Source organism: Methylomonas sp. DH-1, from assembly GCF_046097555.1.
GTDB classification, from domain to species: domain Bacteria; phylum Pseudomonadota; class Gammaproteobacteria; order Methylococcales; family Methylomonadaceae; genus Methylomonas; species Methylomonas koyamae.
The window spans coordinates 3,946,863-3,959,827 of record NZ_CP143089.1 but is presented as its reverse complement, the minus strand read 5'-3'; the positions used below and the strand labels follow the sequence as shown (position 1 = coordinate 3,959,827).

The following is a 12,965-nucleotide window of genomic DNA, read 5'->3' as shown; positions in this document are numbered from 1 at the left end:
GATGCAAGGATGCATCGCGTTTTCCGCAGGGGCTGGGATGCCTCTTCGGAAAACCCCGCTCAAATCCTTCGGAGCGCAGGACAAATCGGAAGGATAGCCGATTTGCATGCGCAGCACCCGAAGGGCGAGGCACAAGGATGTGCCGAGTGAACTAAGCGGCATCCGGGTGTCTTTTCTTTTGGTTTCTTTTCTTTGGACAAGCACAAATTCGCCGGGAGCGAATTTGAACAGTCATTGGCTAGCCCGAAGGGCGAAAACCAGGGATGGTTTTCGTAGCGAAAGTAACCCGCCCGCCGGTGCGGGAACCGGTATTCAAACAAGCCGTCGCGCCAGCGGCACATTTTATCCCCTCACCCCAACCCTCTCCCGCAAGGAGAGGGCGCTAAAAAATCACTCCAACCAATTCTCCATCAACAACCCCGGCACTCGCTCGAATTCTCGCAGATTATTGCTGACCAAAATCAAGCCATGGCTGCGGGCATGAGCGGCGATGTGCAGGTCGTTGACACCTATCGGCTGGCCGATTTTCTCCAACGCCGCGCGTATGCCGCCGTAATGCATCGCGGCGCTGTCGGTGTAAGGCAATACTTGTAAACGGCTGCAAAAGTCTTCCACCGTAGCAAGGTTGCGGGCGGGGAATTGGCTCTTTTCGGCGCCGTGGATCAGTTCAGCCAGCGTAATCGCGGAAATCGCCATGCGGCCGTGATGCCGGTTGAAGGTCGCCAATAGTTCGATCGGCCGTTGTTTGATCACATAGATGACGATGTTGGTGTCGAGCAGATATTTCAACATGCGCGCTTAAAAACTCTCGCGCTCGCCTTGCTGCTGGCTCGGGCGTTCGTTTAAAAAATCGTCGCTGACGCTCGGGCCATCGAGAAAAAAGCTGTCCCACGCCGCGTCCGCCGGGGCAATGATACGTTCCTGCCCGACGGCACGAACCTCAACCTTTTTGACGTTGTCGGGAAAACGCATGTCGGCGGGTAGGCGCACGGCTTGGCTGCGGTTGTTGGTAAATACGGTGCTGGTCGCCATGGGCGCCTCCGGAATGCTATATACAAGCAATATATCCCCGCGTCCGTATCACGTCAATCAAGCCTGCGAAAGACCGTAAGTCGCAATCCGTAGGGCGTCAGTAGGCGTAAGCCGTATCTTGGCCTTCTCAAACATTCGGCGCATGACGCTATCGCCCATGCGCCCTACAAAACCTCGCAAATATTAGGCGCTTCCGATTTCATGGCGGAGTTTTCTCCCGTTATGCCGCGCCGAGCACCGGAGGATTTGAGCGGCGTTGCCTGCCACGGGCGATGCGAGGATGCATCGCGGCTGTCGGTCCGCGAACCGACATCAAAATCGAGCCGTCGCGCCAGCGACACCAAAACACATCAACCCCAAACAGGGACGAGCTGAACAACGTACACCTCATCGCGATTGATGCGCTTCGCTAGCGCTCAGCACATCCTACGTTTAGTACGAAGCGGCATTTGAAGAACAATTGCGCCGAAAAATTACCGCTCATCCGCCCAATCCTCGACGGCCAACCCCTCAATTCGCTCGAATTCCCGCACGTTATGCGTGACCAAGCGGGCGCCAATCGCCAGCGCATGGCAGGCAATCCACAAATCGTTGGCGCCTATCGGCGTTCCGGCCGTTTTTAGCCGGGTAAATTGGCTGGCGTAGTATCGACATAACGCACCGCCAACGGCATATTCGACCGGTACGATCCGCAGCAATTGTTCCAACTGCGCCAACACTTTTTCCTTGCGTAGGCTGCCCTCAGCACCCTTCAACAACTCGGCATAAGTGACGAACGACATGCACAGCGCGCTATTCTCCGGGAGGTTGTTGATGCGTTCGGCTACAGAAGGCGGCTTGTTTTTGATTAGATAGATCAACATGTTGGTATCCAACATATAGATCATAAAGACTCGCGCTCCTGCATCGGGACTTGCTCGCGGGAGTTTTCGAGCAGTTGTTCGGCAAAGTCGTCGTCGAAACCTTGCAAAACCGCCAGCAACGCCGCGCCCCGGTCGGCCGGCACCGGATGAATCAGCAAATCGCCATTGGGGCAACGACTGATTTCCACTTGGCTAACCTCCAGCCGAAATTCCTGCGGAATTCTGACCGCTTGGCTGTTGCCGTTTTTGAAAATGCGAGTGGTCAAAGTCGTCATGTTATTACCTTCTGTGTGTACATCGCGTATGTATTATTCTCCGCTTGCCATAGCGACACAAGCCATGCCGGTTCGAATCGATAAATTTCTATCGATAGGCTTGCCCGCAGCGTTTGCGCTCGATGCGCTCCGCTAGCGCTCAGCACATACCACTAAAAAGTCATCCCAACCAATTCTCCATCATCATAATCGTCCCCGGTACCCGCTCGAATTCCTACAAGTTATTACTGACCAATATCAATCCCCGGCTGCAGGTATGTGCGGCGTTGTTGGTGCAAGGCAATAGCAGCGGGTTGGCCAAAGTCAATGCAGCCGGGGTTAGCCGGGCGATTTAATTTTGTCTACATCCACAGGAGACTGGCGCGGTTAAGGCAGCGCGCACGAAATTGCCGCTTCCGCCAATTCGCTATAATGCGGGCCTGCTTTCTAAAACAAATCTTTTTCATGCCCAATTCCACCAGAGACCAGGATATCCGCCGCGCGGCGGAGGCGCCGCCTTTGCCTTGCCACCCCTGGCGTTTCGTATTGTTTTGTCTGCAGCCGTTCGGCTGGCTGCTGCTGTTGATGCTGGTGTTGGAAACCGGCCAGGCTGCCGGCAGCATTCTGGTGCCGTATGCGATCAAAGCCTTAATGGACGCGGTTGCCGCGCAGACGGCGCCGGTCGGCGATTGGCTGGAAACGTTCAAACAGCCGCTGTTGATTCTGGTGGGCTTGAACGTGGCCGAGATCGTTTCCAGCCGGGCCAGCGGCGCGGTGTTGATCATGATGGGGCCGCGCTTGCGCCAACGCACCACCCGGCTGTTATTCGCCTATCTGCAATGCCACGCACCGCGTTATTTCGGCAACCACTTTGCCGGCGCGCTGGCGCACCGCATCAGCGAAACGGCGATGAGCGTCAACCATACCACCTGGGCCGTGATTTGCGATTTCTGGCCGATCGGCGTGACTTTTTCGGTGTCGGTGGTGTTGCTGCTCAACGAACACCAAGGCCTGGGCTTGTTCGTCGCCGGCTGGGTCGCCGCTTACGTGTTGATTTCGTATTGGCTGGCGACGCGCTGCCAACCTTATGCCCAGGAATTCGCCGCCACCCGCAGCATGGTCAACGGCAAGATTGTCGATGCCGTGACCAATATCCTGAATGCCAAATTGTTCACCCGCTTGCACCACGAGCGCGAATACCTGGACGGCTTTCTGGCGACCGAACTGAACAGCGCGCGGCGTACTTTCTGGTACATGGAGCGGGTGCGCTGGTTTCAGTTTACCGCCGCCGCGGTCCTGAAAATCGGCACGATCGGCTATGCCTTGCAACTGTGGCAAGCCGGCGAAATCAGCGTCGGCGCGTTTGCGATGAGCGCCGGCCTGGCGCTGTTGGTGATCGGCGACGCCCGCAACCTGAGCCGGCGTTTCCTGGAATTCTTCGAGTACGTCGGCAACGTTGCCAACGGCGTCGAGACCATCGTCAAAAGCCACGAGATCGTCGATAGCGCCGACGCCAAACCTTTGCAGATAGGCCGCGGCCGAATCGAATTCAGGAACGTCGATTTCTGCTACGAACCCGGCCGGCCGGTGTTTCGAAACTTGAATTTGGCCATCGAACCGGGCCAACGCGTCGGCTTGGTCGGCTTTTCCGGTTCCGGCAAATCCACCTTCGTCAACTTGATCCTGCGCCATTTCGAACCGCAAAGCGGGCAGATCTTGATCGACGGCCAGGATATTTTGCACGCCACCCAAGACTCGTTGCACGAGCAGGTCAGTCTGATACCGCAAGATCCAAGTCTGTTCCATCGCAGCTTACGGGAAAATATCGGCTACGGTCGCTTGGATGCCGATATGGCCGAGATCGCCGAGGCCGCCCGCCTGGCGCATGCCGACGCATTTATCGATGCCATGCCGCAGGGTTACGAATCTCTAGTCGGCGAGCGCGGCGTCAAATTGTCCGGCGGCCAGCGCCAGCGCATCGCCATCGCCCGGGTCATGTTGAAGGATGCGCCGATTCTGATTCTGGACGAAGCCACCTCCAGCCTGGATTCGGTCACCGAAAAAACCATCCAGGAAAATCTGGACCGGGTCATGGGCCGCAAAACCGTCATCGCCATTGCCCACCGCTTGTCGACCATTGCCCATCTTGACCGGATTCTGGTGTTCGACCAGGGCCGCATCGTCGAGGACGGCAGCCACCAGGAATTGCTGGATAAGCAGGGGTTTTATTACCGGTTGTGGACCATGCAGGCCGGCGGCTTCTTACCGGAGGAAGTGGCGTAGCGGCGGTCGCGCTCGCGGCGTTCAGGCGTATTTGCCCGGATTGTTTCGCTCTGCCGCGGACGATAAGCTGCCGATGAACGATGGCAGCGGTTCGGCACCGATAAAAACCTTGGGCAGGCTCAGCCTCTGTGTTAACGTCGTTGCGCCATCGTGACGATTTTGTAACGTTTTTCGGCCGAACCAGGGCCAAATTATGTTCCGGCGCGAATCTTTTAATGCAGCGGCAGTGGTGCAAGGGGGCGGGCATGAACGGTCATAGCGACGGTCAACCGAAACCGGATTTCTCGATGCGGTTTCAGGTTTTTGCGATTTTGCTGATGGCGTGGTGCGGCGGCGCAGCCTATGCCCAGGAGCCGAGCTTGAGGCAACGGGCGTTGGCGCCGCGGGTGCAGCCTTTGACGACCGAAACCCAACAACCCAGCCAGAACCAGCCGCAACCGGCGGCGAGCCAAGCGGCGCCGCGGGTAGACGACAAAGTGTCGCAACCCGCGATTCAGCGTTTGCCGGAACGAGCCACCGTGCAAGCGCCGCAGTTGTCGCAAAAACAGTTCCAGCTAAGGAAACAACTGGAAGAACTGAACCGGCGGAAAAAGTTGTTGGAACAACAAGCCTCGACTTCCAGAATCCAGCTCGATCAAAAGCAGGCGCAATTGCAGCAAGCCAACCAGCCGCAGCTCAAACAAAGGTTGCAGTTGCAGATAAATCAGCTCAATGCCCATTTGATCGATCTGCAACGGGATTTGGAAGGTTTGGACCAGGAAAGGCAAACCCTGATGATGCAAATGACCGACAGCAGCGATTATCAGGACGACGCCGAACATTTACCGTCCGACCAACAGACCGGCGGCGCAGACCCCAAGCGCTGGAATCCTGAGGGCCGGCAAAACATGTGTTTCATCGCCACGGCGGCTTACGGCAGCCCGCTGGCATCCGAGGTGGTGGCGCTGCAACGCTTTCGGGACCGGTATTTGCTGCCGTATCCGTTGGGGCGCGCGTTCGTGGAGCTTTACTACGAATACTCGCCGCCGCTGGCCGGTTATATAGCCGAACACCCATCCGCCCGGATCGCGGCGCGGATGCTGCTGTGGCCGCTGGTCTCGGCGCTGAAACACCCTACGCTATTTTTATTGAGCCTGATGCTGGTGCCGGCGGTCTGGTTTAAGTTGCAGCGCAAACCGGCGGTTACCGCCGCGGCCTGACCGACGCAATGTCCGCCGCGCCCGGCCGGTCCGGTTTGCCTCGCGCCTTCTTGGCTTTGGCGCTATGCTGGCTCGCCAGCGGATGTAATTTGCTGCAAACCAGCGATAACGCCGATTATCCGGACGATGCGGATGCGTCCGCAGTTGCCGGAAGTGTCTGGCTTAGCCCGGCGCAACGTCTGCGCGAGCGCGGCTATCTGGAATATCAAGCCCAAAACTATGTTCTGGCGTTGAGCCATTATCGGCAAGCGCTGGATTTGGCGGCTAACACCGAGTCTGCCGCATTCGCCGGCGATTTGTTTTACAAAATCGGCCGCACCCAGCTAAAGCTCCAGCAATTCGAACAGGCCGCCGCCGCCTTCGAAAACGGCCTGCAGCAATTCGATAGCACGCACGACAGCGAGCTGGCGATATTGCACAACATGTTGGGGACCACTTATAGAAAGTTAGGTCTGATCGATAAAGCCCGGACGCATTTGGACCAGGCGTTGGCGCTGCGGCGGCGAGTGGCCGACGGCTTGGGCGAGGCCAGGACCCTCGGTAATTTGGGTCTGACTTATCTGGCACAGGGCCGTTACGCCAAGGCGCTGGAAATCTACCGCCAAGCCCAGCAACGGTTTGCCGAATTGGATCGGGTGCCGGCGCACGATGCCGGCACCATCCTCAACAATATCGGTTCGGTGTATGCCGAAATGGGCCAATACGGCAAGGCGTTGGCCTACCAACAGCAAGCCTTGGCGCTGTTTCAAAGCGCCGGCGGCGAGGCCGATATCGCTGCCGCCTACCACAACCTCGGTTACGTCTACGCCGAGCAAAACGACCATCAGGCCGCCATCGAGGCCTTCGAGCGCGCCATCGCCATTCGGAGTCAACTCGACGACCGTTTCGGCGTCGCGGAAACCCGCAACAATCTCGGGCTGGCGCTGAGCGACCGGCAAAACCACCAGCAAGCCTTAGCAGTGCTGGCGAGCGCGCTTGAGGTATTGCAGCAGCTCGGCACCCGCAAGCCGATCGGTGCCACTTACGACAGCATCGGCAGCGTCTACGCTCGCAGCGGCGATTTCGCGGCGGCGTTTAACGCCTATCTGCAAGCCCTGGCAATCTGGCGCGAAACCGACGACCGGGACAATGCGCGCATCACACTGGGCAACATCGGCGCTCTTTTCGAACGCAGCGGCCAGCCGGCCTTGGCTATCGCGTTCTATAAGCAGTCGGTCAATATCAGCGAACGGATACGCAGCGACTTGAAGACCCTGCCCGAACAGGACCAAAAAGCCTATCTGGCCCGAGTACAGGGGTTTTACCGGAGTCTGGCCGATTTATTGTTGCGCCAGGATCGCGTTATCGAAGCCCAGCAGGTACTGGATTTATTGAAAGTGCAGGAAGCGGCGGATTTTCTCGGCCCGGTGCGCGGTAACCAAACCACCGGTCAAGGCGTCGCGGAATTGCCGGCGGAACAAGACATTCTGAAAAACTACGCCGCGTTGGAGCGGCAGGCCATAACGACCGGGCAGGCTCTGGCGGCCTTGGACAAGCTCGACCGCGCCCGCTGGAGCCCCGAGCAGCAGCAGCAATGGCAGGAATTGGATCGGCAACAACGCAGTCTGCAAAGAGCCTTCGCCAATTTCATCGAAAGCGACGACATCCGCGCCTTGGTCGGCCAGCTCGGCCGGGAGGCGCGCAGCCAGATGCCGGCGTTGGCCCAATTGCGGCCGCTGCAGGACAATCTGGCCCGCCTGGGAGGGCAGACGGTATTGCTGTACCCGTTGGTGCTGCCGGACCGTTTGGAAATCGTGCTGGCCAATGCATTCAGTCCGCCGTTGCATGTCTCGGTGCCGGTGAGGCATGAAGTCTTGAACCGGGCGGTCGCGGATTTTCGCAGCGCTTTGTCTCGGCATCAGGGGGATGTCGAGCAACGCGCGCAAGCCTTATACGCGTGGCTGGTAAAACCGATAGAGCGGCACCTGCAGCAAATCGGCGCCAAAACCCTACTGTATGCCCCGGACGGCGTGTTGCGTTACATCCCGTTGGCCGCTTTGCACGACGGCCGCCAATGGCTGGCCGAACGCTTCAACAGCGTCAACATTACCGCATTCTCTCTGGCCGAGCTGGAGACGCGGCCGATTCGCGAGCCTAAGTTGCTGGCCGCGGCCTTCGCCAGCGGCGATTACGACTTCACGCTGGGAGACCGCCATTTCGCCTTCGCCGGATTGCCGTTTGCCGGCGCGGAGGTCAACGACTTGGCGGCGCTCTATCCGGGAGCGCTGAAATTGGTCGACCGCAATTTCAGCACCGACGCGGTGGTGCCGGAACTGAACCGTTACAACATCGTGCATTTCGCCACCCATGCCGCACTGGTTTCCGGCAAGCCCGACGAATCGTTCATCCTGTTCGGCAACGGCGAACGGGTCACGGTCGACCAGGTCAAGTACGAATGGTCGCTACGCAATGTCGATCTGATCGTGCTCAGCGCCTGCGAAACCGCGGTGGGATCGTTGTTGGGCCAGGGCGAGGAAATTTTGGGCTTGGGTTTTTTGATGGAAAGCGCCGGCGCGCGCGCCACGCTGGCTTCGCTGTGGTCGGTCGACGACGGCGGTACCCAAGCCTTGATGAACCGGTTTTACCGGGCCTTGAAACAATCAGGCGCCAGCAAAGCCGAAGCCTTGCGCCAGGCGCAGTTGGCCATGATTACCGGCGCGGCCGGCGGCCAAGCCGGGGACGGGCGCGGTGTGCAACTGGACGGCGGCGGCTCGGTTTCCTTTAAACACCCTTACTATTGGGCGCCCTTCATCCTGATCGGCAACGGCCTTTGATTTCTACGCTAGGTTCGGGTGTTGCCAAGTCTGCGCGCGAATCGGCTTGGCTTTGGCGTTGTTCGCCAGGCGATCTGAAATTAGTCGGCGGCGGACGGCTTGCACCAATCTGGTAGAGTTTTGCGCTATAATCGAGCGCAAAATTGGGTGCGGTTAACCGGCGCTTAGGCTAACAAATTGATTTATAAGGGGACCGTATGTTGGCACAATTAATGTTATAGATAACAACGAAACACGTGAGGCGCGATCATAAAAGCGCCTTAACAAAATGGTGACTAGGGTTCCGGTTCGATTTCGAACGTCAGCGACCGAGAGTTGCCGGCTTCTTTCGGGGAGCTACACGGCGGGATAAAAGCCCGGGAGGTCAGACGGTTTTATAAACCGATCCGCCTCTACGTGTAGCTTTTCAACCCGACCGGAGCTAGCCATGACCTCAACTTTTCCCCGCATCTTCTCCCGCTTTTCGGCGCTGTTTCTGGCCGCTGCATTCTCTTGCTTGTCCATTCCGGCCCGTGCCGAAATCAAGGTCGGGGTCAGCGACTGGCCCGGCTGGGTGGCCTGGTACGTCGCCGAACACAACGGCTATTTCAAAAAGTACGGCGCCAAGGTCAAACTGGTCTGGTTTGCCAATTACACCGACTCGATCTCGGCCTTGTCCGCCGGCCAGTTGGACGCCAACTGCCAGACCTGGTCCGACACGATGGCACCGCTCAGCAAGAACGTGCCGGTCAAAGCCATCCTGGTCAACGATAATTCCGACGGCAACGACGCCTTGATGGTCAATCCCGCCATCAAAAGCTTCGCCGACCTGAAAGGCAAAACCATCGCCCTCGAACAATATTCGATTTCCCACTTCGTGCTCGCCACCGCGCTGAGCAAGAACGGCTTGAGTTTCAACGACATCAAAACCGTAAACCTGTCGGCCGGCGACGCGGCGGCGGCATTCTTGAGCGGCCGGGTCGACGCCACCGTGGTGTGGAATCCTTGGGTCAACAATATCCAGGCCAGCGGCAAAGGCACGGCCTTATTCACCTCCAAAGACATGCCCGGCCTGATCCCGGATTTGCTGGTGGCTCGGGTTAAAGCCATCGAAACCCACCGCGCCGAACTGGTCGGCATGATCAAGGCTTGGCAGGATACCCAGCGCTTTATCCGCGAGCAGCCCGACCAAGCCGTCACCGTCATGGCCAAAGTGGTCGGCATGAAACCGGATGCCTACAAAGTGTTTCTGCCCGGTACCCGCTTCTTCACACTGGAAGACAACCTGAAAGCCTTGGGACCGGCTAGCGAACCGGCGTCGTTAGCGGCGGTCGGCCCCACCATCGCCGCCTTTTTGAAAGACAACCGTTTGATCGAAAGCGTGCCGGATTTGGCGGTCGGTGTCGATGCCTCATTGGTGGCCGAAGCGCTCGCCGCTCGCTAACTTAGGGTGGCAACGATGACTGGCAATTTAAATCCGCGCCGACCATTGTGGGCGATACGCGGCAGTTTGGAACGGCGCACGCATTGGCTGATTGCAATCAGCGGTTTGCTGTCGGTGCTACTCGGTTGGTGGTGGGCCTCTGCCGGCGGCGCGATAGATCCGGTGTTCCTGCCGACACCGCCTTTGGTGTTGGACAGTGCCTGGGAATGGCTGCGCGACGGCGATCTGCTGGGGGACGTGGCGATCAGCGTTTACCGGGTCGTGGCCGGGTTTTTATTGTCTGCGGTATTGGCCTTGCCCTTGGGCGTACTGGTCGGTACCTATGCGCCGGTCAAAGCCCTGTTCGAACCCTTGACCGACTTCATCCGCTACATGCCGGCGGCCGCCTTCATCCCGTTGGTGATGCTGTGGGTCGGCATCGACGAGGGCGCCAAGATCGCGATTATTTTCATCGGCACCTTCTTTCAAATGCTGCTGATGATCGCCGAGGACGTGCGGCGAGTGCCGATGGAGCAAATCGAAGCGGCGCAAACCATGGGCGCCGACCGCGACGAAATCGTGATGCGGGTGATCATGCCGTCGGCCAAACCGGCGATTCTGGATACCTTGCGGGTGACGATGGGCTGGGCCTGGACTTATCTGGTGGTGGCCGAACTGGTTGCGGCCAACTCCGGACTGGGCTTTGCTGTGCTGAAGGCGCAACGTTTTCTGCAAACCGACAAAATCTTCGCCGGCATCATTTTGATCGGATTGTTCGGGCTGGCTACCGACCAATGCTTCCGCTGGGCGCATCGCCGCAGCTTCCCTTGGCTGTACCGGAGATAGCGCGATGACGACTCCCATCATTCAAATCCGCCAATTGCAAAAACGCTTTGCCGCCAACGGCGCGGACATTGTCGCCTTGCTGGATGCCGATCTCGACATTGCGCCCGGCGAGTTCGTTACGCTGGTCGGCGCCTCCGGCTGCGGCAAATCGACCTTGCTGCGCATCGTCGGTGGCCTGGAGCCAGCCAGCGGCGGCAGCATCGACGTTAACGGTTCACCTATTGCCGGTCCCGGCATCGACCGGGCCATGGTGTTCCAGCATTACAGCTTGTATCCCTGGTTGAGCGTGACCGACAACATAAAGTTCTGCCGGCAATTGAAAGTGCACCGCGACGTATCGACGCTGAGCGACGTCGAGTCCGCCGAAGGCCGGGCCGACGCCCTGATCCGCTTGATGGGGCTAAGCCACGTCGCCGACGCCTATCCGAAACAGTTGTCCGGCGGCATGCAGCAGCGGGTGGCGATTGCCCGGGCTTTGATGGCGCGGCCGCGCATCCTGCTGATGGACGAGCCGTTCGGCGCGCTGGACGCCCAAACCCGCGAGGTCATGCACGATCTGATCCTACACGTTTCCATCCTGGAAAAGACCACGGTGCTGTTCGTCACCCACGACGTGGAAGAAGCGATTTATCTGGCGCACCGGGTGGTACTGATGGCGCCGCGGCCGGGACGCATCGCCGCGGTCCACACCGTGCCGTTGCCGGACCATCGCGACCAGGACATGAAGCAGACCCCGGACTTTATCGCTTTAAAAAAACAAATTTTGGCCGGCATCCGCGACACGTCCGGCATGCAGACCGACTACGAACTGCTCGAGCGCCTGGGCCAGGTTCCGGCGCCATAAACCTATTAGGAGACCAACATGACTTTAGCTGCAATCAATCCCGCAGACCTGCTTTGGAGCGAGACTCTGCCTGGCGGCGCCCATACTTCGTTTCGGATGCGGCGCGGCAACCGGCTGCGCCTGACCGACAGCGAAGGCGGCGCCAACTTGTCGGCTTTGTTCGTCAATGACGACGAACGCACCGAACGCTACAACATGGCCGACACGTTAAAAGCGCAACACACGTTTCATCTCACCGAAGGCTTTGTTTGCTACTCGGACATGGGCCGGGTGTTGTGCTCGCTTACCGCCGACACGCTGGGTTGGCACGACACGGTGTGCGGTGTGTCCGACGCCGCGCAAGTGCTGGCCAAATACGGCACGGCCAATTACCAAAGCCACCGCAATGCGATGTACCGCAACGGCCGCGACAGCTTGTTGATCGAACTGGAGAAATGGGGACTGGGCAAGCGCGACTTGGTCGCCAACGTCAATTTCTTCAGCAAGATCACAGCCGACCGAGACGGCAATCTGCAATATCAAGTTGGACATTCCGTCCCCGGTAGCCAAGTCGAATTGCGCTTCGAAATGAACACGCTGGTGGTGCTGAGCAGTTGCCCGCATCCGTTGGACCCCAATTCGCATTACCAGCCCAAACCGGTGTTGCTGGAGGCCTATCGCGGCACCTTGCCGGACCAAGACGACAAATGCCGCAATTTCCGCCCGGAAAATGGCCGCGGCTTCAGCAATACCGAACGCTATTTTTTGTAATCACCGATCTAACGAGGACGAAACCATGCCCATCGTCGAGAGCACGCTCGATCCGAGCAACGCCATTTACGATTACACCTTGCCGGCCGGCGAACCCTGGCTGCATACCATCACACAAGGCCAGACCTTCCGCATTCTGGACCTGGAAGGCAACCAGGCCGTCGATACGCTGTTTTACAGCGCCGCCGACCATGAAGAACGTTACAGCGCCAGCGACACGATACGCCACCAAGGCAATTTGTACCTGAGCGCCGGCACTAAGCTGATGTCCGGCGAGGGCCAGGTGTTGCTGACCATCGTCGCCGACACCTGCGGCCGCCACGATACGCTGGGCGGCGCTTGCGCCGCCGAAAGCAACAGCGTGCGCTACGCCCTGGACAAGAAACACATGCACAGTTGCCGCGACAGCTTTTTGCTGGCCGTCGGTCATGCCGACTGCGGTCTGGCCAAACGCGACATCGCCAGCAATATCAATTTTTTCATGAACGTGCCGGTCACAGCCGATGGCCAATTGACCTTTGCCGACGGCATTTCCGCGCCGGGCAAGTATGTGGAAATGCGGGCGGAGATGGACGTCATCGCGCTGATTTCCAACTGCCCGCAACTGAATAATCCGTGTAACGCCTATAACCCGACGCCGGTGCGCCTGCTGATCTGGGACTGACCCATAATCCGCGCC

The 12,965-nt window shown here is 58.8% G+C and carries 12 protein-coding genes and 1 riboswitch; of the genes, 8 read left to right on the top strand and 4 right to left on the bottom strand.

The features are described from left to right. Positions 1-390 precede the first annotated feature (390 nt). From VXJ35_RS18080 to VXJ35_RS18065, 4 genes are all read right to left on the bottom strand, one after another. Positions 391-792 carry a type II toxin-antitoxin system VapC family toxin gene (locus tag VXJ35_RS18080; RefSeq protein WP_064022634.1) on the bottom strand — a complete coding sequence of 134 codons (402 nt, stop codon included), beginning with the start codon at positions 790-792 and terminating at the stop codon, positions 391-393. Positions 793-798: 6 nt separating this feature from the next. Then, positions 799-1,032 (bottom strand): type II toxin-antitoxin system VapB family antitoxin, encoded by a 234-nt coding sequence (gene vapB / locus VXJ35_RS18075; protein WP_064022633.1) that lies wholly within the window; start codon positions 1,030-1,032, stop codon positions 799-801. A gap of 473 nt (positions 1,033-1,505) precedes the next feature. After that, the gene (locus VXJ35_RS18070; RefSeq protein WP_269454932.1) at positions 1,506-1,910 is read right to left on the bottom strand and encodes a type II toxin-antitoxin system VapC family toxin; all 405 of its coding nucleotides are present in this window, start codon (positions 1,908-1,910) and stop codon (positions 1,506-1,508) included. 5 nt (positions 1,911-1,915) lie between these two features. Beyond that, entirely contained in the window at positions 1,916-2,170 is a 255-nt protein-coding gene (locus tag VXJ35_RS18065) for an antitoxin (RefSeq protein WP_064022631.1), read from the bottom strand. Positions 2,171-2,614: 444 nt separating this feature from the next. On the opposite strand from VXJ35_RS18065, the gene VXJ35_RS18060 reads away from it, so the two are divergent. From VXJ35_RS18060 to VXJ35_RS18025, 8 genes are all read left to right on the top strand, one after another. Further along, positions 2,615-4,432 (top strand): ABC transporter ATP-binding protein, encoded by a 1,818-nt coding sequence (locus VXJ35_RS18060; protein WP_064023587.1) that lies wholly within the window; start codon positions 2,615-2,617, stop codon positions 4,430-4,432. 245 nt (positions 4,433-4,677) lie between these two features. Then, positions 4,678-5,631 carry a CFI-box-CTERM domain-containing protein gene (locus VXJ35_RS18055; RefSeq protein ID WP_064022629.1) on the top strand — a complete coding sequence of 318 codons (954 nt, stop codon included), beginning with the start codon at positions 4,678-4,680 and terminating at the stop codon, positions 5,629-5,631. Between the two features lie 89 nt (positions 5,632-5,720). Then, positions 5,721-8,444, top strand: coding sequence for a tetratricopeptide repeat protein (locus VXJ35_RS18050; protein WP_197495897.1), 2,724 nt, complete (start codon positions 5,721-5,723; stop codon positions 8,442-8,444). 264 nt (positions 8,445-8,708) lie between these two features. After that, a riboswitch (guanidine-I (ykkC/yxkD leader) is annotated at positions 8,709-8,809 on the top strand. A gap of 62 nt (positions 8,810-8,871) precedes the next feature. Continuing rightward, on the top strand, positions 8,872-9,867 hold the full coding sequence (locus VXJ35_RS18045) for an ABC transporter substrate-binding protein (RefSeq protein WP_064022627.1): 996 nt from the start codon (positions 8,872-8,874) through the stop codon (positions 9,865-9,867). Positions 9,868-9,882: 15 nt separating this feature from the next. Then, a complete protein-coding gene (locus VXJ35_RS18040; protein ID WP_064022626.1) occupies positions 9,883-10,692 on the top strand; it encodes an ABC transporter permease in 810 nt (269 codons plus the stop codon). Between the two features lie 4 nt (positions 10,693-10,696). Beyond that, a complete protein-coding gene (locus tag VXJ35_RS18035; RefSeq protein ID WP_064022625.1) occupies positions 10,697-11,536 on the top strand; it encodes an ABC transporter ATP-binding protein in 840 nt (279 codons plus the stop codon). Positions 11,537-11,554: 18 nt separating this feature from the next. Continuing rightward, positions 11,555-12,286: an urea amidolyase associated protein UAAP1 gene (locus VXJ35_RS18030; protein WP_064022624.1), complete on the top strand. Its 732-nt coding sequence runs from the start codon at positions 11,555-11,557 to the stop codon at positions 12,284-12,286. 25 nt (positions 12,287-12,311) lie between these two features. Beyond that, positions 12,312-12,950 carry an urea amidolyase associated protein UAAP2 gene (locus VXJ35_RS18025; RefSeq protein WP_064022623.1) on the top strand — a complete coding sequence of 213 codons (639 nt, stop codon included), beginning with the start codon at positions 12,312-12,314 and terminating at the stop codon, positions 12,948-12,950. The last annotated feature ends 15 nt before the right edge of the window (positions 12,951-12,965 follow it).

Excerpts from the sequence above, each read along its gene's own strand:
- VXJ35_RS18080 (WP_064022634.1), bottom strand. The coding sequence starts at position 792 with ATGTTGAAATATCTGCTCGACACCAACATCGTCATCTATGTGATCAAA.
- vapB (WP_064022633.1), bottom strand. The coding sequence starts at position 1,032 with ATGGCGACCAGCACCGTATTTACCAACAACCGCAGCCAAGCCGTGCGC.
- VXJ35_RS18070 (WP_269454932.1), bottom strand. The coding sequence starts at position 1,910 with ATGTTGGATACCAACATGTTGATCTATCTAATCAAAAACAAGCCGCCT.
- VXJ35_RS18065 (WP_064022631.1), bottom strand. The coding sequence starts at position 2,170 with ATGACGACTTTGACCACTCGCATTTTCAAAAACGGCAACAGCCAAGCG.
- VXJ35_RS18060 (WP_064023587.1), top strand. The coding sequence starts at position 2,615 with ATGCCCAATTCCACCAGAGACCAGGATATCCGCCGCGCGGCGGAGGCG.
- VXJ35_RS18055 (WP_064022629.1), top strand. The coding sequence starts at position 4,678 with ATGAACGGTCATAGCGACGGTCAACCGAAACCGGATTTCTCGATGCGG.
- VXJ35_RS18045 (WP_064022627.1), top strand. The coding sequence starts at position 8,872 with ATGACCTCAACTTTTCCCCGCATCTTCTCCCGCTTTTCGGCGCTGTTT.
- VXJ35_RS18040 (WP_064022626.1), top strand. The coding sequence starts at position 9,883 with ATGACTGGCAATTTAAATCCGCGCCGACCATTGTGGGCGATACGCGGC.
- VXJ35_RS18035 (WP_064022625.1), top strand. The coding sequence starts at position 10,697 with ATGACGACTCCCATCATTCAAATCCGCCAATTGCAAAAACGCTTTGCC.
- VXJ35_RS18030 (WP_064022624.1), top strand. The coding sequence starts at position 11,555 with ATGACTTTAGCTGCAATCAATCCCGCAGACCTGCTTTGGAGCGAGACT.
- VXJ35_RS18025 (WP_064022623.1), top strand. The coding sequence starts at position 12,312 with ATGCCCATCGTCGAGAGCACGCTCGATCCGAGCAACGCCATTTACGAT.